Source organism: Burkholderia sp. Bp9012 (assembly GCF_003853825.1).
In the GTDB taxonomy this organism is placed as follows: Bacteria; Pseudomonadota; Gammaproteobacteria; order Burkholderiales; family Burkholderiaceae; genus Burkholderia; species Burkholderia diffusa.
Genome location: NZ_QTQA01000034.1, coordinates 1 through 18,510 on the forward strand (window position 1 = coordinate 1; position 18,510 = coordinate 18,510).

18 protein-coding genes are annotated in these 18,510 nt (G+C 66.7%); 12 read left to right on the top strand and 6 right to left on the bottom strand.

Annotated features, from left to right (window positions below):
- From DIE11_RS31635 to phaR, 3 genes are all read left to right on the top strand, one after another.
- Positions 1–117: hypothetical protein (locus DIE11_RS31635; RefSeq protein ID WP_148093061.1), on the top strand; the 117-nt coding region annotated here is incomplete at its 5' end.
- A gap of 120 nt (positions 118–237) precedes the next feature.
- A complete protein-coding gene (locus DIE11_RS31640) occupies positions 238–978 on the top strand; it encodes a 3-ketoacyl-ACP reductase (RefSeq protein WP_059606930.1) in 741 nt (246 codons plus the stop codon).
- 118 nt (positions 979–1,096) lie between these two features.
- Positions 1,097–1,663: a polyhydroxyalkanoate synthesis repressor PhaR gene (gene phaR, locus DIE11_RS31645; protein WP_124629398.1), complete on the top strand. Its 567-nt coding sequence runs from the start codon at positions 1,097–1,099 to the stop codon at positions 1,661–1,663.
- A 355-nt stretch (positions 1,664–2,018) separates the two neighbouring features.
- On the opposite strand, the gene DIE11_RS31650 is transcribed toward phaR, so the two are convergent.
- Positions 2,019–2,273: a hypothetical protein gene (locus DIE11_RS31650; RefSeq protein WP_124629399.1), complete on the bottom strand. Its 255-nt coding sequence runs from the start codon at positions 2,271–2,273 to the stop codon at positions 2,019–2,021.
- A gap of 281 nt (positions 2,274–2,554) precedes the next feature.
- Between DIE11_RS31650 and rimO the strand changes: the two genes are divergently transcribed.
- The 4 genes from rimO (at position 2,555) to DIE11_RS31670 (ending at position 6,798) form a co-directional block, all read left to right on the top strand.
- Positions 2,555–3,916, top strand: coding sequence for a 30S ribosomal protein S12 methylthiotransferase RimO (gene rimO, locus DIE11_RS31655; RefSeq protein ID WP_124629400.1), 1,362 nt, complete (start codon positions 2,555–2,557; stop codon positions 3,914–3,916).
- Positions 3,917–3,919: 3 nt separating this feature from the next.
- Positions 3,920–4,846, top strand: a complete 927-nt coding sequence (locus tag DIE11_RS31660; RefSeq protein WP_059606927.1) for a sugar kinase — start codon at positions 3,920–3,922, stop codon at positions 4,844–4,846.
- A 111-nt stretch (positions 4,847–4,957) separates the two neighbouring features.
- Positions 4,958–5,500, top strand: a complete 543-nt coding sequence (locus DIE11_RS31665) for a hypothetical protein (RefSeq protein WP_124629401.1) — start codon at positions 4,958–4,960, stop codon at positions 5,498–5,500.
- Between the two features lie 113 nt (positions 5,501–5,613).
- Positions 5,614–6,798, top strand: a complete 1,185-nt coding sequence (locus DIE11_RS31670; protein ID WP_124629402.1) for a cystathionine beta-lyase — start codon at positions 5,614–5,616, stop codon at positions 6,796–6,798.
- A gap of 84 nt (positions 6,799–6,882) precedes the next feature.
- Here DIE11_RS31670 and serB read toward each other — a convergent pair whose 3' ends face one another.
- On the bottom strand, positions 6,883–7,728 hold the full coding sequence (gene serB / locus DIE11_RS31675) for a phosphoserine phosphatase SerB (protein WP_059606921.1): 846 nt from the start codon (positions 7,726–7,728) through the stop codon (positions 6,883–6,885).
- Between the two features lie 189 nt (positions 7,729–7,917).
- The gene (locus tag DIE11_RS31680; RefSeq protein ID WP_124629403.1) at positions 7,918–8,859 is read right to left on the bottom strand and encodes a LysR family transcriptional regulator; all 942 of its coding nucleotides are present in this window, start codon (positions 8,857–8,859) and stop codon (positions 7,918–7,920) included.
- A gap of 123 nt (positions 8,860–8,982) precedes the next feature.
- Between DIE11_RS31680 and DIE11_RS31685 the strand changes: the two genes are divergently transcribed.
- The 3 genes from DIE11_RS31685 (at position 8,983) to DIE11_RS31695 (ending at position 11,524) form a co-directional block, all read left to right on the top strand.
- Positions 8,983–9,999, top strand: coding sequence for a zinc-binding alcohol dehydrogenase family protein (locus tag DIE11_RS31685; RefSeq protein ID WP_059606918.1), 1,017 nt, complete (start codon positions 8,983–8,985; stop codon positions 9,997–9,999).
- Between the two features lie 249 nt (positions 10,000–10,248).
- The gene (locus DIE11_RS31690; RefSeq protein ID WP_124629404.1) at positions 10,249–10,800 is read left to right on the top strand and encodes a DUF6013 family protein; all 552 of its coding nucleotides are present in this window, start codon (positions 10,249–10,251) and stop codon (positions 10,798–10,800) included.
- 250 nt (positions 10,801–11,050) lie between these two features.
- Entirely contained in the window at positions 11,051–11,524 is a 474-nt protein-coding gene (locus tag DIE11_RS31695; protein ID WP_124629405.1) for a PliI family lysozyme inhibitor of I-type lysozyme, read from the top strand.
- Positions 11,525–11,566: 42 nt separating this feature from the next.
- On the opposite strand, the gene DIE11_RS31700 is transcribed toward DIE11_RS31695, so the two are convergent.
- Complete coding sequence (locus tag DIE11_RS31700; protein ID WP_059606916.1) at positions 11,567–12,370, bottom strand: ABC transporter permease; 804 nt, start codon at positions 12,368–12,370, stop codon at positions 11,567–11,569.
- On the bottom strand, positions 12,367–13,068 hold the full coding sequence (locus DIE11_RS31705; RefSeq protein WP_124629406.1) for an ATP-binding cassette domain-containing protein: 702 nt from the start codon (positions 13,066–13,068) through the stop codon (positions 12,367–12,369). The genes DIE11_RS31700 and DIE11_RS31705 overlap by 4 nt, the downstream gene beginning before the upstream one ends.
- Positions 13,069–13,221: 153 nt before the next feature.
- Here DIE11_RS31705 and DIE11_RS31710 point away from each other — a divergent pair, with 153 nt between their 5' ends.
- Both DIE11_RS31710 and DIE11_RS31715 read left to right on the top strand, forming a co-directional pair.
- Positions 13,222–15,519 carry an AsmA family protein gene (locus tag DIE11_RS31710; protein WP_124629407.1) on the top strand — a complete coding sequence of 766 codons (2,298 nt, stop codon included), beginning with the start codon at positions 13,222–13,224 and terminating at the stop codon, positions 15,517–15,519.
- A gap of 132 nt (positions 15,520–15,651) precedes the next feature.
- Complete coding sequence (locus DIE11_RS31715) at positions 15,652–17,244, top strand: ABC-F family ATPase (RefSeq protein WP_059606912.1); 1,593 nt, start codon at positions 15,652–15,654, stop codon at positions 17,242–17,244.
- Positions 17,245–17,455: 211 nt separating this feature from the next.
- On the opposite strand, the gene DIE11_RS31720 is transcribed toward DIE11_RS31715, so the two are convergent.
- Positions 17,456–18,502, bottom strand: a complete 1,047-nt coding sequence (locus DIE11_RS31720) for a zinc-dependent alcohol dehydrogenase family protein (RefSeq protein WP_124629408.1) — start codon at positions 18,500–18,502, stop codon at positions 17,456–17,458.
- Between the last annotated feature and the right edge of the window lie 8 nt (positions 18,503–18,510).

Here is an 18,510-nt window from a genome sequence, read left to right on the forward strand (position 1 = left end):
TGCCGGATCCTGGTGACGCTGCTGCACGAGATGGTCAAGCGCGATGCGAAGCGCGGGCTGGCGTCGCTGTGCATCGGCGGCGGGATGGGCGTCGCGCTCGCGGTCGAACGTCCGTAACCGGGTCGTCGGTCACCGCCAAACCAATCCGTGCGCCGGCCGATTGCGGCTTCGGCCGGCGCACGTGAAGTCAGAGGGGGCCTCCGGCGGCTCTCGAAACCAAAAAATGGAGTGAGATTTATGTCTCAGCGAATTGCGTACGTAACGGGCGGGATGGGCGGCATCGGCACCAGCATCTGCCAGCGTCTGTCGAAAGACGGCTTCAAGGTGGTCGCGGGTTGCGGCCCGAACTCGCCGCGCCGGGTGAAATGGCTCGAGGAACAGAAGGCGCTCGGCTACGATTTCATCGCGTCGGAAGGCAACGTGGGCGACTGGGACTCGACCAAGGCAGCGTTCGACAAGGTCAAGGCCGAAGTCGGCGAGATCGACGTGCTGGTCAACAACGCGGGCATCACGCGCGACGTCGTGTTCCGCAAGATGACGCATGAAGACTGGACGGCCGTTATCGACACCAACCTGACGAGCCTGTTCAACGTGACGAAGCAGGTGATCGACGGGATGGTCGAGCGTGGCTGGGGCCGGATCATCAACATTTCGTCGGTGAACGGCCAGAAGGGGCAATTCGGCCAGACGAACTACTCGACCGCGAAGGCCGGCATCCACGGTTTCACGATGTCGCTCGCGCAGGAAGTCGCAACGAAAGGCGTGACGGTCAACACCGTGTCGCCCGGCTACATCGGCACCGACATGGTGAAGGCGATCCGGCCGGACGTGCTCGAGAAGATCGTCGCGACGATTCCCGTGCGTCGTCTCGGCGGGCCGGAGGAAATCGGTTCGATCGTCGCGTGGCTCGCGTCGAATGACTCCGGCTTCGCGACGGGCGCCGACTTCTCGCTGAACGGCGGCCTGCATATGGGCTGAACGTCCGGCCGCGCGCGCCGCTGCGGCCGCGCGGCCTGGCGTTTCCGAAGGCCCCCGCTTCCCGGATCCGGGAGGCGGGGATTTGTCACTTGCGCTACGCTGCACCGAAAGGCGTTACATGACTACTACAAAGAAAACGGCCGAGCGGCTCATCAAGAAGTACCCGAACCGCCGGCTCTACGATACCGAGACGAGCACGTACATCACGCTGACCGACGTCAAGCAGCTCGTGCTGGAACAGGAGGACTTCAAGGTCGTCGACGCGAAATCCAACGAGGACCTGACGCGCAGCATCCTGCTGCAGATCATCCTCGAGGAAGAGAGCGGTGGCGTGCCGATGTTCTCGTCGTCGATGCTGTCGCAGATCATCCGTTTCTACGGTCATGCGATGCAGGGCATGATGGGAACGTACCTGGAAAAGAACATCCAGGCGTTCATCGACATCCAGAACAAGCTCGCGGATCAATCGAAGAACCTGTACGAAGGCAACGCGATGAATCCGGAAGTCTGGTCGCAGTTCATGAACATGCAGGCGCCGATGATGCAAGGGATGATGACGAGCTACATCGAGCAGTCGAAGAACATGTTCGTGCAAATGCAGGAGCAGATGCAGAGCCAGGCGAAGTCGATGTTCAGCACGTTCCCGTTCAAGCAACCGGGCGCGCCGGAGCCGGAGAAGAAGTAACGCGTGCGCGGCAGGCCGGTCGCGGCGGCACCCGCCGCCCGACGCCTGGTTTGGCGCCGCGACGCGCGGCGGTGCGATGCGGCCGATCGTGTGCCCAGGCACGACGATGGCCGCTACCGCAAGATGTTGCCGACGGTCGCTCCTGATCGTCGGCACCGAATGCCCGTACCCTCGCGTGGGGGCGGGCATGATCGTAATCTGGTCGCCCCGATCTCATCCAGACAGTCATCAGCGAATCGATACCCGGGCGTGTCGCGCCTCATGGCGTGCGTTTGTGCCATTGCGGCCGATCGCCGTTGCGTCGGGCCTTGTGATGACGGGCAGCGGCAAAGCGCCCGCGGTTCGCCGGCTTACTTCAGAGTGCCGGATCGAAATCCGGGTGATCGTCTGCGGGAGGAAGGTCGAGCACGAGCTTCACCGCGCAGTAGTTCGCCTTCAGCGAAAACACCCGGCCGATCACGAGAAACGTCTGCCGCGAATTCTCGAGTTCGACGAAGTCGCCCGGCTGCGGCACGTGGGCGCCCTGGTCATAGGAAAAACTGGTGCTGGTCTGCTCGCCGATGGTCTCGGCGGCGTGCTCGGTGAATTCGATCGTGATGTGGGTGGTCATGCGAACCCCATTGGGTAAGTGAAGGGAGCGGATGCAGCGATTTTCGCATAGGGGCGAAGTGAGGCCGGGGCGATTGTCGTGCACGACGTGCGGTGATCGTGCCCATCGTTTCGTCATCTCGGTCTGAAAGGGCTGGATCAGCCGCCGGTGGCGGTCCGATGCGCCTGCGTGCGCTGCGTATTGAGGGCGCCATCCACGGCGTCTTGATCGCCGGTTTTGCCTCGCTGACCCATAAATAGCTGTAAACTCACGCTTTTGCCGCCACGCCCCCCACATTCCAGATGTCCCAGTCCCCCAAAGTAGGCTTCGTATCCCTCGGGTGCCCGAAGGCGCTCGTCGACTCCGAACAAATCATCACCCAGCTGCGCGCCGAAGGTTATGAAATCTCCGGCACCTACGACGGTGCCGACCTCGTCGTCGTCAACACTTGCGGCTTCATCGACGAGGCCGTGCAGGAAAGCCTCGACGCGATCGGCGAAGCGCTGACCGAGAACGGCAAGGTGATCGTCACCGGCTGCCTTGGCGCGAAGTCGAGCGCCAGCGGTTCGAACCTCATCGAGGAAGTCCACCCGAAGGTGCTCGCCGTCACCGGCCCGCACGCGGTGGGTGAAGTGATGCAGGCCGTGCACTCGCATCTGCCGAAGCCGCACGACCCGTTCGTCGACCTCGTGCCGGCCGCCGGCATCAAGCTCACGCCGCGCCACTATGCGTACCTGAAGATTTCCGAAGGCTGCAACCACCGCTGCACGTTCTGCATCATTCCGTCGATGCGCGGTGACCTCGTGTCGCGCCCGGTCGCGGAAGTGATGCTCGAAGCGGAGAACCTGTTCAAGTCGGGCGTGAAGGAACTGCTCGTGATCTCGCAGGACACGAGCGCGTACGGCGTCGACGTGAAGTACCGCACGGGCTTCTGGAACGGCAAGCCGATCAAGACGCGCATGACCGACCTGGTCGCCGCGCTCGGCGAACTCGCCGCACAGTACGGCGCATGGGTGCGCCTGCACTACGTGTATCCGTATCCGAGCGTCGACGAAGTCATTCCGCTGATGGCCGAAGGCCCGTTCAAGGGCCACGTGCTGCCGTATCTCGACGTGCCGTTCCAGCACGCGCATCCGGAAGTGCTGAAGCGCATGAAGCGCCCGGCGAACGCCGAGAAGGTGCTCGAGCGCGTGCAGAAGTGGCGCGAGATCTGTCCGGACCTGACGATTCGCAGCACGTTCATCGCCGGCTTCCCCGGCGAGACGGAAGAGCAGTTCGAAACGCTGCTCGACTTCATCCGCGAGGCGGAACTCGATCGCGTCGGCTGCTTTGCCTATTCGCCGGTCGAAGGCGCGACGGCGAACGACCTCGACGGCGCACTGCCGGACGACGTTCGCGAAGAGCGCCGCGCGCGCTTCATGGAAGTCGCCGAGGAAGTGTCGGCGCAGCGCATCCAGCGCAAGGTTGGCAAGACCCTCAAGGTGCTGATCGACGAAGTCAGCGAGGAAGGCGGCATCGGCCGCACGGCGGCGGATGCGCCGGAGATCGACGGGGTCGTCTACGTCGAACCGGCGACGAAGGCGTCGAAGCGCTACAAGGTCGGCGATTTCGTGTCGGTGAAGATCACCGGCGCGGACGGCCACGACCTGTGGGGCGAGGTATAAGCGATGACCGCGGCGTTTCCGCAGATCCTCGCGCTCGGCGAGGCGATGATCGAATTCAACCAGTCGCAGCCGGGGCGTCCGGAGTTCCTGCAGGGCTTCGGCGGCGACACGTCGAACTTCTGCATCGCCGCGGCGCGCCAGGGTGCGTCGACGGGCTTCGTGTCCGCGATCGGCGACGATCCGTTCGGCCGCTTGCTGGCCGACATGTGGGCGGCGGAGCGCGTCGACACGACGTACGTGCGGATCGACTGCGCGGCGCCGACCGGCGTGTATTTCGTCACGCACGGCGCTGAGGGTCACCAGTTCGACTATCTGCGCGCTGGCTCGGCGGCGAGCCGCTATGCGGTGGCCGACCTGCCGCTCGATGCGCTGGCGGCGGCGAAGGCCGTGCACCTGTCGGGCATCAGCCTCGCGATCAGCACGGCCGCATGCGACGCCGCGTTCGCGGCGATCGATCACGCGCGCAGCAACGGCGCGCAGGTCAGCTTCGATACGAACCTGCGCCTGAAGCTGTGGCCGCTGCCGCGCGCCCGCGCGGTGATGCGCGAAGCGCTGCGCCAGACGGACATCTGCCTGCCGAGCTGGGACGACGTCACGGCGCTCACGGGCGCGAACGATCGCGACGCGATCGTCGATGCGATGCTCGAACACGGGCCGCGGGTCGTCGCGCTGAAGCTCGGCAAGGAAGGTGCGTACGTGGCGACCCCGAACGAACGGCGGGTGGTGCCGGGCTTCGCGGTCGAGGCCGTCGACGCGACGGGCGCGGGCGACTGCTTCGGCGGCGCGTTCGTTGCACGGATCGTCGCGGGCGACGATCCGTTCGCGGCCGCGCGTTATGCGAACGCGGCGGCGGCACTGTCGACGACGGGTTACGGCGCGGTCGCGCCGATTCCGTTGCGCGAGGCGGTGGAACGCCTGATGCAGGGCTGACGCGGCTCACGCACGCCGGTCGTGGCCTCGCGTACGTGACGATGACCATCGGCGGCAGGCAGCATGTCGCCGCGTTTTTTCGAGCGAATCTGAAGCAAGGAGCAACACAAGGTGGGTCGATATTCCGAATGGCAACGGGCGCTGGTGATCGCCAGTGTGCTGGCGGCGGGCCTCGCGATGCCGGGCATGGTCGCGGCGCAGGCCGTCGCGCCGGGCGCGCAGCTGGATGAAGCGGCGCCCGCGCGGCCGCTGCGGCCGAATCCGGAATTCGCCCGCCTGCCGCGCTACGAGGGCACGCTTGGCGACCGGCCGATCGTCGTGCATCTCGGGCCGAAGACGGACGAGGAAGGCGTGCACGGCGAATATCAGTTCGCGGACACGGGCGAGGTGGTGCTGCTCGCCGGCGATCGCGACGGAGACACGCTCGAAATCGAGGAATCGAACGACGGCACGAACATCACGGGCGTGTGGATCGGCCGCTTCGACGCGACGGGCGACCTGAAGGCCGACCGGATGAACTCGGACGAATCGGATCCGCAACCCGTCGTGCTGCGCCCGGCGCCGGGCAAGCGCGCGGCGCTGCAGGTGCGCGACGGCCGCGTACGGGAAATCGAGACGGTCGGCGGCGTCGTCGACCTGCGCACCACCAACTGAGCGCGCGCTGGCTCGGTGCGCGCGGCGCGCATTGTACCGGGCCAAGCGCGCCGATTTTGGCTACTCTAGCGACATATTCCGCAACCGAACGGCCTTTCCCCCGGTCTCCAGACATGACTGCATCCACTTCGAAGCGCGCACTTCAGACCCGCATCGTTCAACCCGACGACATCATTCCGGAAGGCTTCCGTTCGTTCGTCCCACCGGTCGAGCGTGCATCGACGGTCGTGTTCCCCGATCTCGCGACGATGCGCGCGCTGGTCTGGCACAACGACAACCAGTGGCGCTACGGACTGCACGCAACGCCGACGTCGCTCGCGCTCGCGCAGCGGCTCGCCGAGATCGAGGGCGGCACGCATGCGCTGCTGCAGCCGTCGGGCCTCGCGGCGATCATGAACGTCTATTTCGGGATCGTGAAGGCGGGCGACGACGTGCTGATCCCGCACAACGTCTACGGGCCGAACGCCGATTTCGGCAACTGGCTCGCGAAGGATTTCGGCATCGTCGCGCGCTTCTACGATCCGCTCGTCGGTGCCGGCATCGCCGACCTGATCCAGCCGAACACGCGGTTGATCTGGATCGAGGCGCCGGGCTCGGTGACGATGGAAGTGCCCGACGTGCGCGCGATCACGACGGTCGCGCAGGCGCGCGGCATCGTCACCGCGATCGACAACACGTATTCGGCCGGCCTCGCGTTCAAGCCGTTCGAGCATGGCGTCGACATCTCGGTGCAGGCGCTGACCAAGTATCAATCGGGCGGCAGCGACGTACTGATGGGCGCGACCATCACCGCGAACGCGGAACTGCACGCGCAACTGAAGCTCGCACGGATGCGCTGCGGGATCGGCGTCTCGGTCGATGATTGCTCGCTCGTGCTGCGCAGCCTGCCGAGCATGCAGGTGCGTTTCGACGCGCACGGCAAGAGCGCGCTCGCGCTCGCGCAATGGCTGAAGGCGCGCCCGGAGATCGCGGCCGTGCTGCATCCGCAGTTGCCCGACTGTCCGGGGCACGCATCGTTCGTGCGCGACTTCACCGGCGCGGGCGGGCTGTTCTCGGTGGTGTTCGATGAGTGCTACAGCAGCGAGCAGATCGATCGTTTCGTCGAGGCGCTCGAGCTGTTCGCGATCGGCTGGAGCTGGGGCGGCGCATGCAGCCTCGCGATGCCTTACGACGTGGCGTCGATGCGTGCGGAGTGGCCGCATCGCGGCACGCTGGTGCGCTTCTATGTCGGTCTCGAGGACGAAGCCGACCTGCGTGCGGACATCGAGCGCGCGCTGCAGGCTACGCTCGGCCGATAACGGAACCGAAGCGGAAAACGAAACGCCCGCGCGATGCAACATCGCGCGGGCGTTTTTTCATGGGCGGTGCGCGCAAACCGGAAATCAGAATAGCCGCAGCAACCCGTCGAGACCCACGTGGTCGAATGCGACGGTGGCCGCGTCGCGCACGACGGGCTTTGCGTGGAACGCGACCGACAAACCGGCTTCGGCCATCATCTTCAGATCGTTCGACCCGTCGCCCATCGCGATCGCGCGGCGCGGCTCGAGGCCGAGCGATGCACAGGTATCGCGCAGCATGCGCGCCTTCACGTCCGCGTTGACGATTTCGCCGAGCACCTTGCCGGTCAGCTTGCCGTCGACGATCTCGAGCGTGTTGGCGTGCGCGTAGTCGAGGCCGAGGCGCGCCTTCAAGCGCTCGGTGAAGAACGTGAAGCCGCCCGACACGAGCAGCGTTTTCAGTCCCGCGGCCTTCACGCCGGCGAGCATCGTCTCCGCGCCCGGCGACAATTGCAGCCGTTCCTCGTACACGCGCTCGAGCGCCTGCGCATCGAGCCCCGCGAGCAGCGCGACGCGACGCGTGAGGCTTTCGTTGAAGTCGCGGATCTCGCCGCGCATCGATGCCTCGGTGATTTCCGCGACCTGCGTCTTCAGCCCGCAGAAATCGGCGATCTCGTCGATGCATTCGATCGTGATCAGCGTCGAATCCATGTCCATCACGACGAGCCCGAACTCGCCGAGCGTACGGCCGGCTTCGACGAAGCCGAAGTCGAGCGCGTGCGTGCCGCAGTACGCGTCGATGTCGAGCCGCTGCGCGGGGTTTGCGTTTTCGATACGCAACGCGTGATCGTCGGTCTGCACGATGCGGGTGCCGCGCGACAGCGCGAGCAGCGGTTTGTGATGCGCGTCCGACAACGGCGCGAGACTCTGGATGACGAGGTTGTGGGTCATGACGGAATGATTGGAAGCGAATGAAACGCGTGCGCGGCCGGCATGCGGCCGCCTGCGAACGCGGGCCCCGTCCGGCGTCGGGCCATCGCGTCGCGAACGCGCCATTGTAGCCGGTTGGTGTCCGGGCGCGGCCGGATCGCCGCGGATGCCCGTCCGGCGCCGCCGCGAGCTCCGCTCACGGGATGGCGCCTATCGTTCGTCCGCGCGATCCCAGTAAGGCGGATCGCCGAAGTGTTCGGCCAGGAACGCGATGAACGCGAGCGTCTTGAGCGGCACGTGCGCGCGGCTCGGATAGACGGCCCAGATCGCGACGTCGTTCGCGAACGGGTAATCGTCGAGCACCGTGACGAGCGCGCCGCTCGCGAGCAGCGGGCCGACGTCCCAGGTCGACTTGATCGCGATGCCGAAGCCGTCGACGAGCGCTTCGCGGATCGCCTCGCCGTTGCTCGCGACGAGCCGGCCGCCGACCCGCACGGTGAGCGGGCCTTGCGGCGTGACGAACGACCAGTCGCGCTGGTCGCCGAGGATCACGCATTCGTGCTGCGCGAGATCGGCCGGATGGCGCGGCGTCCCGTGTTCGGCGAGATACGCGGGCGAGCAGCACAGCACGCGCCGGTTCGCGGCGAGCTTGCGCGCGACCAGCGTCGAGTCCTTCAGCGCGCCGAGGCGGATCGCGACGTCGTAGCCGTCGTCGACGAGGTCGACGATCTCGTCGGATAGCCGCAGGTCGAGCGACACGGACGGGTAGCGGCGCAGGAATGCGGGAATCACGGGCGCGACGTGCTGGCGGCCGAACGACGACGACATCGACACCTTCAGCCGTCCGTACGGCTCGCTGCGGCCGTGGCCGACCGACGCGCGCGCGGCGTCGGCCGCCGACAGCAGCGCCTCGGCGCGGGCCATGAAGACTTCGCCGTCCTGCGTGAGGCTGATGCGGCGCGTGGTGCGATGCAGCAACCGCGCGCCGAGCTGGCGCTCCAGCTGCGCGATGCGCGCGCTTGCGACCGCGGCCGACACGCCGAACTCGCGTCCGGCCGCGCTCACGTTCGCGAGCAGCGCCGCACGCACGAACAGGCCGACGTCGAGCAGGTCGAGCGGCTTGTCGGGGGCCGGAATCGGATCGGACGTCATTATTCTGAAATTCCTGAAAATGTTTCAGGAAATATAGCGGTTTTCTCGAATGATCGGGCCGCCTACGATGACATGCATGGGGCTGCGCCGCAGCCCGCCCGATTTCCCTGAAGGAGTTTCGTGATGAAAGCTGTTGGACTGACCCGTTATCTGCCGATCGACGACCCGCAGGCGCTCGTCGACGTGGAACTGCCGCAACCCGTGCCGGGCCCGCGCGACCTGCTGGTGAAGGTCGAGGCGATCTCCGTGAACCCGGTCGACACCAAGGTGCGCGCGCCGAAGCCGCAGGTCGAGGAGACCCCGCGCGTGCTCGGCTGGGACGCGGCCGGGACGGTCGTCGCGGTCGGTGCCGAGGTGACGATGTTCCGGCCCGGCGACGAGGTGTTCTACGCGGGCAGCATCACGCGCCCCGGCGCGAACAGCGCATTCCACACGGTCGACGAGCGGATCGCGGCGATCAAGCCGCGCTCGCTCGATTTCGCGGCGTCGGCTGCGTTGCCGCTCACCGCGCTGACCGCGTGGGAGGCGCTGTTCGACCGGCTGCGCGTGTCGCCGCAGGGCGCGGACGCAGGCAAGTCGGTGCTGATCATCGGCGGTGCGGGCGGGGTGGGTTCGATCGCGATCCAGCTTGCGAAGACGCTCGGCAAGCTGCATGTGATCGCGACCGCGTCGCGGCCGGCGTCGGCCGAATGGGTGCGCTCGCTCGGCGCGGACGACGTGGTCGACCATTTCGGCGACTTGCCTGCGCAACTGCGCGAGATCGGTCATGCGAACGTCGACTATGTGCTGATCTTCAACGACACGGATCGTCATTTCCCTGCCGCGGCGGAAGTAATCCGGCCGCAGGGCGGCATTTGCACGATCGTCGAGAACGAGAAGCCGATTCCCGTCGAGCTGCTGAAGGCGAAGAGCGCCGCGTTTCACTGGGAGTTCATGTTCACGCGCGCAATGTTCGAGACGCCGGACATGATCGAGCAGCACAAGATCCTGAGCGAGGTGGCGAGGCTCGTCGACGGCGGCACGCTGCGCACGACGCTCGGCGAGCAGCTCGGCACGATCAACGCCGCGAACCTGCGGCGCGCACACCAACTGCTCGAGGCCGGGCGCGCGATCGGCAAGCTGGTGCTGAGCGGCTTCTGAGTGCCCCCGAACCTGTCGCTTTGCGCCGGGCGCCCGAAGGGACTTCCTTCGGGGCGGAAGACGCGAGGCGGCCCGGCGTTTTCTTGAGCGCCGGTATCGCACGTACGGGATACGGCTTCGCGAACGCAAGCGGGGTAACACCCGATGCGTTTGCGGCGCATTGCATGCCGCTTGGCGGTAGACTGGCAACGCATCATGCATCGAAAACCGCGCGGCACGCGCGTGCCGCCGCATTACAAGGAGGTCAGCATGAGCCAACGCAGCTTGTCAGTCGCCGCATCGTGGTCTGCCGTGTTCGCGGCGGCGTGCGTCAGCGCGAGCGTATTCGCGGCGCCGCCTGTCAAGGGCAGCCTGAAGGGCGGCGGGACGGGGCAGCTCGAATACACCGTCAAGGTCGACTCGAAGACCTTCGGCAATACGCAGGAGACCCGCAAGATCCGCTCGGGCGAAACGGATGACTTCAACTGGAAGTCGGTGCCGCCGGGCGGCGCGGTCGCGATGCCCGACGGTTGCCCGAACGCCGACAATCTGCCGCGCGACGCGAACGGCGCGATGGTGCGCCAGACCCAGGTGCGGCTCGCGCCGTCGGTCGACGCGAAGGGGGTCGCGAACGTGCAGATGAGCTTCCAGGCCGCCGCGCCGAAAGGCACGCGCAACGTGAGTGCGGGCGGCAAGTCGCTGCAGTGCCCGGACGTCGTGTCGGTGAGCCAGGTCAAGTGGGTGTCGATTTCGACCAATGGCGGGTCGAAGTCCGTCACGATGAGCGACGGCACGAAGGTGACGGTGTCGATCAAGCACTGAGCGGGGCGCGCGGCCGGTGAGGCGTCCGGTGCGCGCGCAACCATCGCGATGCGCATCCGGGCGATCCGGGGAGGGTCGCGCGTGGCGGTTCGTGGCGCGTGGCTTCGGGCCTTCCCGTTGAGCGATGTTCGACTTCGTCGCGCCCGGCACGAGCCGGTTGCGCGGCCATTCGCGCGGCGGCCTGCGTGACGTCATGCGGATGCCACGCTATCCTTCCGGCATGCTCCATCTTCCCCCGAACGACATTTCGATGAAACATTGCATGCGCGTGCTGCTGTCGGCGGCTGCGTTCGTCGCTGTCCATGCGCAGGCAGCCGACGATTGCAGCTTCGTGAAGAAAGTCGAGCTGCCGTCGCGACAGCAGTCCGTCGTCGTGTCGAGCGGCGCGCTCGAACCGTGCTCGACCGGCAGTTATGCGGTGCGCGTGTATTCGACCGCGCATGCCGCACCCGGCTTCGATACGGACGACTACGTGACCGGTGTGCTGCATGCGCGTGACGGCACCGTCGCCGATGCATTCACGGCGGACCTCGGCGCGCGTGCGCCGCAGGCGCTCGTCGTTACGACGCGCTCGGCCGGCAGCGGCGGTTACGTCGGTGCGCAGGCCTATGTGACGACGCCGCGCGCGGTTCGGCTCGTCGCATCGGTCGACGGGCTGGCACCCGACGCCGACGTCACGGCCGCGTTGCGCCGGGCCATCGGCAAACGCCGCGCTGCCCGCTGACCGCATGCCACGCGGATGCCGCGTATGTCGCGGCGCCGCGGGTCAATGCACGCGTTCCTCGAGCCGCGATGCAAGAAAGCGGTGATCGGCCGAGAACAACCGGCGATACGTCATCAGCACTGCGCCAACGGTGCCGAGCGCGGACGCCGCGGCGATCAGGAACATGATGACGATCTGATAGCGCACGGCTTGCAGCGGCGACTGGCCGGCCAGCACCTGGCCCGTCATCATCCCCGGCAGGCTCACGACGCCGACGACGGCCATCTGGTTGAGCGTCGGCAGCATGCCCGCGCGCACGGCCTGGCGCGCGGCGTCCTGCGCGGCCTCCCAGCGCGTCGCACCGAGCGCCAGTGCCGTCTCGACGCGGTCGCGTCGCGCGGTCAGTTCCTCCATCATCCGTTCGACGCCGAGCGACACGCCGGTGAGCGTATTTCCGAGGATCATCCCGAGGATCGGGATCGCATATTGCGGCGTGTACCACGGATGAATGCGGATCACGACGAACAGGCCGACCGCCGCGACGAACCAGCTGCTGAACCAGATCGACGCGATGCTGTCGACACGCTGTCCGCGATACGTGTGCTTGCCGCGGCCGGCGCCCGCGAAGCCTGCGATCAGCGTCATCAACGCGGTGAGCGGCAGCACGACGGTCCAGTGCGGATGACCGAACACCCAGCCGAGCACGTAGCCGATCGCCAGAAGCTGCACGACGGTGCGCACGGCGGCGAGCGCGAGCTTGCGCCCGAGGCCGAGCGACAGCGCGGCCGAGATCGCGCCGTTGACCGCGACGAGCGCGGCGGCGATCCCGACGTCGACGAGGCTCAGGTCCTGCAGTGCGGGGCTCATTGCTGCGCCTCCATCGCGTTCGCGGCGTGCAGCACGCCGGCCTGCATCACGAGCCGCATCGTGCCGATCCGGGCGGCTTGCGCCGGATCGTGCGAGATCCACATGTAGGCACGTGCATCGGGTGCCGCGTCGAACCAGGCGCCGACAAGCGCTTCGATCGCGCGCGTCGAGTCGGGGTCGAGCGCGGACGTCGGCTCGTCGAGCAACAGCACGGCGGGGTCGAGCTGCAGCACGCGCAGAAGCGCGGCGATCTGCGCTTCGCCGCCCGACAGTTCGCTCGCCCGCTTGTCGAGAAAATCGGCGCCGCGGCCGGCGCGTGCCGCGAGCGCTTCGGCGCGTGCGCGGTCGAACGTCACGTCGCGGTAGATCGCGAGTGAATACGGGTAGCGCAATTGCGCTTCGACGGTCCCGTCCATCTGCGCGGGCCGCTGGCGGACGTAGGCAATGCTGCGCCGGTAGCGCGGAATCGCGCCGCGCCTGATCCGCGTGCCGCGCCACAGGATATGACCGCCGTCGAGCGGGTCGAGCAACGCGAGCGCGCGCAGCAGCACGCTCTTGCCGGAGCCCGACGGTCCCGTGATAGCAATTCGCGATCCCGCGGCGAGGCTGAAGTCGGTCGGCGCGAGCAGTGTCTTGCCGCTGCTGGCGTCGCGGCGCGTGATGTGCTGCGCATCGATGAGGCCGTTTGGGGCTGTCATGTCACAAATGAAAAAAAGCGTTAATGGCGCCGAAGCGTTGCTGCGGCGTGCGCCATAATACCGATTGAAAAGCCGCCGGTGTCGTGCTCCGTTCACTCACGCAAGTTGGCCCGACATTGTGCGCAAACTCTGCAGAACAACAACGGAACCGCCATGACGCTAGCACGAGCCATCGGCAAATCGGCTGCATGGATCGTCGGTATCGTCGCATTGGTCATTGCGGCGGCCGGCATCTTCATCTTCACGTTCGACTGGAACCACGCGAAACCGTGGGTCAACGAACATGTGAGTACCGCACTTGGCCGCCCGTTCGCGATCAATGGCGATCTCAAGGTCGGCTGGCGCCGCCCCGACGGCGAGACCGGCTGGCGCGCATGGGTGCCCTGGCCGAGTTTCTCCGCCACGCAACTCGAGATCGGCAACCCGGATTGGGCGAAGGGGCCCAAGTTCGTCACGCTCGATGCCGCGCATTTCGATCTCGCGATTCTTCCGCTCCTCGCGCACGAAATCGTCATTCCGTCGATCGATGTCGTCAATCCCGCGGTCGACCTCGAGCGGCTCGCCGACGGCCGCAATACGTGGACCTTCCAGTTCAAGCAATCGTCGCAGCCGTCGCCGTGGAAGGTGCGGCTCGACAGCTTCGGTTTCGCGAAGGGCGTCGTCACGTATCGCGATGCGATCACGAAGGCCGATCTCACGGTCGCGATCGATACGCTCGGCCAGCCGATTCCGCTCGGCGACGTGCTGAAGGAGCAGGAGCAAACGTCGCGCGCGGCGTCGGCGCAACGCGTCGGCAAGAGCGGTGCCGCGCGACTGAGCGCGACGGCGAGTGCCGAGGCCGCGTCGGGTGCGTCGGCGGCGCAAGGCGCGAGCGGGGCGTCCGCCGTCGCGGCGTCGGGTGCATCCGCTGCCGCTCCGGCTACTTCGGTTTCCTCCGCATCCACGGCCGTGTCGGCATCCGGCGCGAGCGGGGCGTCCGCTGCGTCGGGTGCCGCTGCCGCCGCGAAGCCGGCCGGCCCGACGTATGCGTTCGGGCTCAAGGTCGACGGCCGGTACAAGAACGTGCCGATCAGCGGCACCGGCAAGGTCGGCGGCGTGCTTGCGATCGAGAAGACGACGCAGCCGTTCCCGCTGCAGGCCGACGTGAAGGCCGGCGACACGCGGCTGGCGATCGTCGGCACGCTGACCGACCCGATGCATCTCGCGGCACTTGACCTGCGTCTGTGGCTGCAGGGCACGTCGATGTCGCACCTCTACCAGATCACGGGCATCACGCTGCCGGACACGCCGCCGTATGCGACCGAGGGCCGCCTGATCGGCAACATCAAGCAGCACGCGAGCACGTTCCGCTATGAAAATTTCAACGGCCGCGTCGGCGGCAGCGATCTCCGCGGCACGCTCACCTGGGCGCAGCGCGAACCGCGGCCGAAGCTGTCGGGCGAACTCGTGTCGAACCTGCTGCAGTTCTCCGACCTCGCACCGGTGATCGGTGCCGACTCGGCCGCGAGCAAGGCCAAGCGCGGCGACACGACGCGCCAGCCGCCGGACCGCGTGCTGCCGGTCGCGACGTTCCGCACCGAGCGCTGGAGCGCGATCGACGCGGACGTGAAGTTCACCGGGCGCAAGCTGATCAAGAGTCCGCAACTGCCGATCACCGACCTGTACACGCACATCCTGCTGCAGGACGGCGTGCTGTCGCTCGAACCGCTGCAGTTCGGCGTCGCGGGCGGCACGCTCGCGACGAACGCGCAACTCGACGGCAGCCGCACGCCGCTCAAGGGCCGCTTTACGCTGGCCGCGCGTCACCTGCGGCTAAAGCAGTTGTTCCCGACGCAGAAGGTGATGCAGACCGCGCTCGGCGAAATCAACGGCGATGCGTCGCTGTCGGCGACCGGCAACTCACCGGCCGCGCTCGCGGCGACGTCGACCGGCGAAGTGAAGGCGCTCATCACGGATGGCCGCATCAGCCTGCTGCTGATGGAGGCGGCGGGGCTGAACGTCGCGAACGTCGTCTACGAGAAGCTGTTCGGCACCCGCGACGTGAACATCAATTGCGCGGCGATCGACTTCGTCGCGAACGACGGCATGCTCGACCCGAAGGTGTTCGCGCTCGATACGGACGACGCGCTGATCAACGTCGACGGCCCGGTCAACCTGCGCGACGAATCGATCGACCTGAAGATCCATCCGCATACGAAGGGTTTCCGGGTCTTCTCGTTGCGTTCGCCGTTGTACGCGAAGGGCACGTTCAAGAATCCGAAGGTCGGCGTCGACGCCGGCGCGCTCGCGCTGCGCGCCGGCGCGATGGTCGGTCTGGGGCTGATCAATCCGTTCGCGGCGCTGATTCCGCTGATCGCGCCGAGCAATAACCGCGACGTGCCGTGCTCGGAGCTGTTCGGGCAGATGAAGGCCAGGGCGGCGCAGAAGGCGGCGGTGAAGGCCGGCAAGTGACGGTGCGCGAGGCAGGGCCGGTGCCGCGCGTGGCGGCCCGGCTGGCGGGGCCGGAACAGGGCGGTCGGCAGTTTCTCCGACACCTGCTAAAATACACGGTTTTCCGTCGATTTCTCTCTTACGGGACCTGCCGTGCTTTCTACTGCCAACATCACGATGCAATTCGGGCCGAAGCCCTTGTTCGAGAATATCTCGGTCAAATTCGGCGAGGGCAACCGCTATGGTCTGATCGGCGCGAACGGCTGCGGCAAGTCGACCTTCATGAAGATCCTGGGCGGCGACCTCGAGCCGAGCGCCGGCAACGTCGCGCTGGAGCCGAACGTGCGCCTGGGCAAGCTGCGCCAGGACCAGTTCGCGTATGAAAACGTGCGCGTGCTCGACGTCGTGATGATGGGCCACACCGAGATGTGGGCCGCGATGACCGAGCGCGACGCGATCTACGCGAACCCGGAAGCCACCGACGACGACTACATGCATGCGGCCGAACTCGAAGGCAAGTTCGCCGAATACGGCGGCTACGACGCCGAGGCGCGCGCGGGCGCGCTGCTGCTCGGCATCGGCATCGAGGAGAAGTTCCACAACGGCACGATGGCCGACGTCGCGCCGGGCTGGAAGCTGCGCGTGCTGCTCGCGCAGGCGCTGTTCTCGAAGCCGGACGTGCTGCTGCTCGACGAACCGACCAACAACCTGGACATCAACTCGATCCGTTGGCTCGAGCACACGCTCAACGAGTACAACTCGACGATGATCATCATCTCGCACGATCGTCACTTCCTGAACTCGGTGTGCACGCACATGGCCGATATGGACTACGGCACGCTGAAGGTCTGGCCGGGCAACTACGACGACTACATGCTCGCATCGGCACAGGCGCGCGAGCGCCAGGCCGCGGCGAACGCGCGTGCGAAGGAGCGCGTGGCCGAGCTGCAGGACTTCGTGCGCCGCTTCTCGGCGAACAAGTCGAAGGCCCGCCAGGCGACGAGCCGCGCGAAGCAGATCGACAAGATCAAGATCGAGGAATTCAAGCCGTCGTCGCGTCAGAACCCGTTCATTCGCTTCGAGTTCGAGAAGAAGCTGCACAACGTCGCGGTGGTTGCCGAAGACATCACGAAGAAGTACGAGCGCACGATCTTCCAGAACTTCAACCTGTCGGTGCAGCCGGGCGAGCGCATCGCGATCATCGGCGAGAACGGCGCGGGCAAGACGACGCTGCTGCGTTCGCTGCTTGGCGCGCTCGAGCTCGATCACGGCACGGTGAAGTGGTCCGAGAACGCGAATGTCGGCTACATGCCGCAGGACACGTACGAGGAGTTCCCGAACGACATCACGCTGATGGACTGGATCGACCAGTACCGCAAGGACGGCGACGACGAAACGATGGTGCGCGGCACGCTGGGCCGCCTGCTGTTCTCGTCGGACGACATCAAGAAGTCGGTGAAGGTGCTGTCGGGCGGCGAGAAGGGCCGCATGATCTGGGGCAAGCTGATGCTCGGCCGCCACAACGTGCTGCTGATGGACGAGCCGACCAACCACATGGACATGGAGTCGATCGAGTCGCTGCAGATCGCGCTCGAGCAGTTCGAAGGCACGCTGATCTTCGTTTCGCACGACCGCGAATTCGTGAGCGGGCTGGCGAACCGGATCATCGAAGTGCGTACGGACGGGACGCTGTTCGACTTCGGCGGGAATTACGAGGAGTTCCTGACGAGTCAGGGGCAGGAGTAATCGCCCGGGCAGCCATGCCCGACCTGATGTACTGGAAGCCCGCCAGGTGAAAGCCTGGCGGGCTTTTTCTTGTCGGGGCAAGCGCTCGCGGCCACGGTCGCCGGTTGCGGTCCCGCATCCGCAGCTTGGCGGCGGCGACGACCCGGGCAGCAGCACGTGCGGGGCGCCGGAACAGGCCACCACCACCGCCCGCGCGGTCAGCCCTGCGCCGTCAGCCCGAAAAATCCGTTACGACCGTCACACCGGCGCCTTCGAACCGGTTCATGTTCATCAGCGCATCAATCGATTGACCCAGACTGATTTCCTTGCCGATCAACCGGTTTGGCGCGAGCGTGCCGGCGTGCACCATGTCGAGCATCGCGTCGTAACGATGCGCCTGCATCCCGTGGCTACCGAGAATCTCCAGTTCGTGCGCGATGACTTTGCTCATCGGCACGGCCGGCGTTGCATGCTCGCCGAGCATCAGCCCGACCTGCACATGCTTGCCACGGCGGCGCAGATTGCTGATCGAGTTGAAGCAGGTGCTCGGATGGCCGAGCGCATCGAGCGACACGTGGGCGCCGCCGCGCGTGATCTCCTTCACCGCATCGACGACGTCGGCGACTTGCGACGCATTGACGGTCGCCGCTGCGCCGACCGATCGCGCGAGCGCGAGCGCCTGGTCCGAAATGTCGATCGCGACGACGTTCGCACCGATCGCATTCGCGATCATGATCGCCGACAGGCCGACGCCCCCGCAGCCGTGCACGGCCACCCACTGGCCGGCCGACGTGCGCCCCTGGTCGACCACCGCACGAAATGACGTCACGAAGCGGCATCCGAGGCTCGCTGCGGTCGGGAAATCGAGCGCGTCGGGCAGCCGCACGAGGTTGAGGTCCGCGTGATGGATGCCGACGAACTGGGCGAACGAGCCCCAGTGCGTGAAGCCGGGCTGAAACTGTTGCTCGCATACCTGCTGGTTGCCGGAGTGGCATTCCGGGCAGTGCCCGCAGCCGCCGACGAACGGCACCGTGACGCGGTCGCCGGCCTTCCAGCGCGTGACCGCCGCGCCCGCCGCGACCACGACGCCGGCGAGTTCGTGCCCCGGCACATGCGGCAGCACAATGTCCGGGTCGTGCCCCATCCAGCCGTGCCAGTCGCTGCGGCACACGCCGGTCGCCTTCACTTCGATCACGACGCCGTCGGGCGCCGGCGTCGGATCGTCGACATTCATCAACCGCGGCGCCGCGCCGAACGCTTCATAAACGACTGCTTTCACCATCTCCT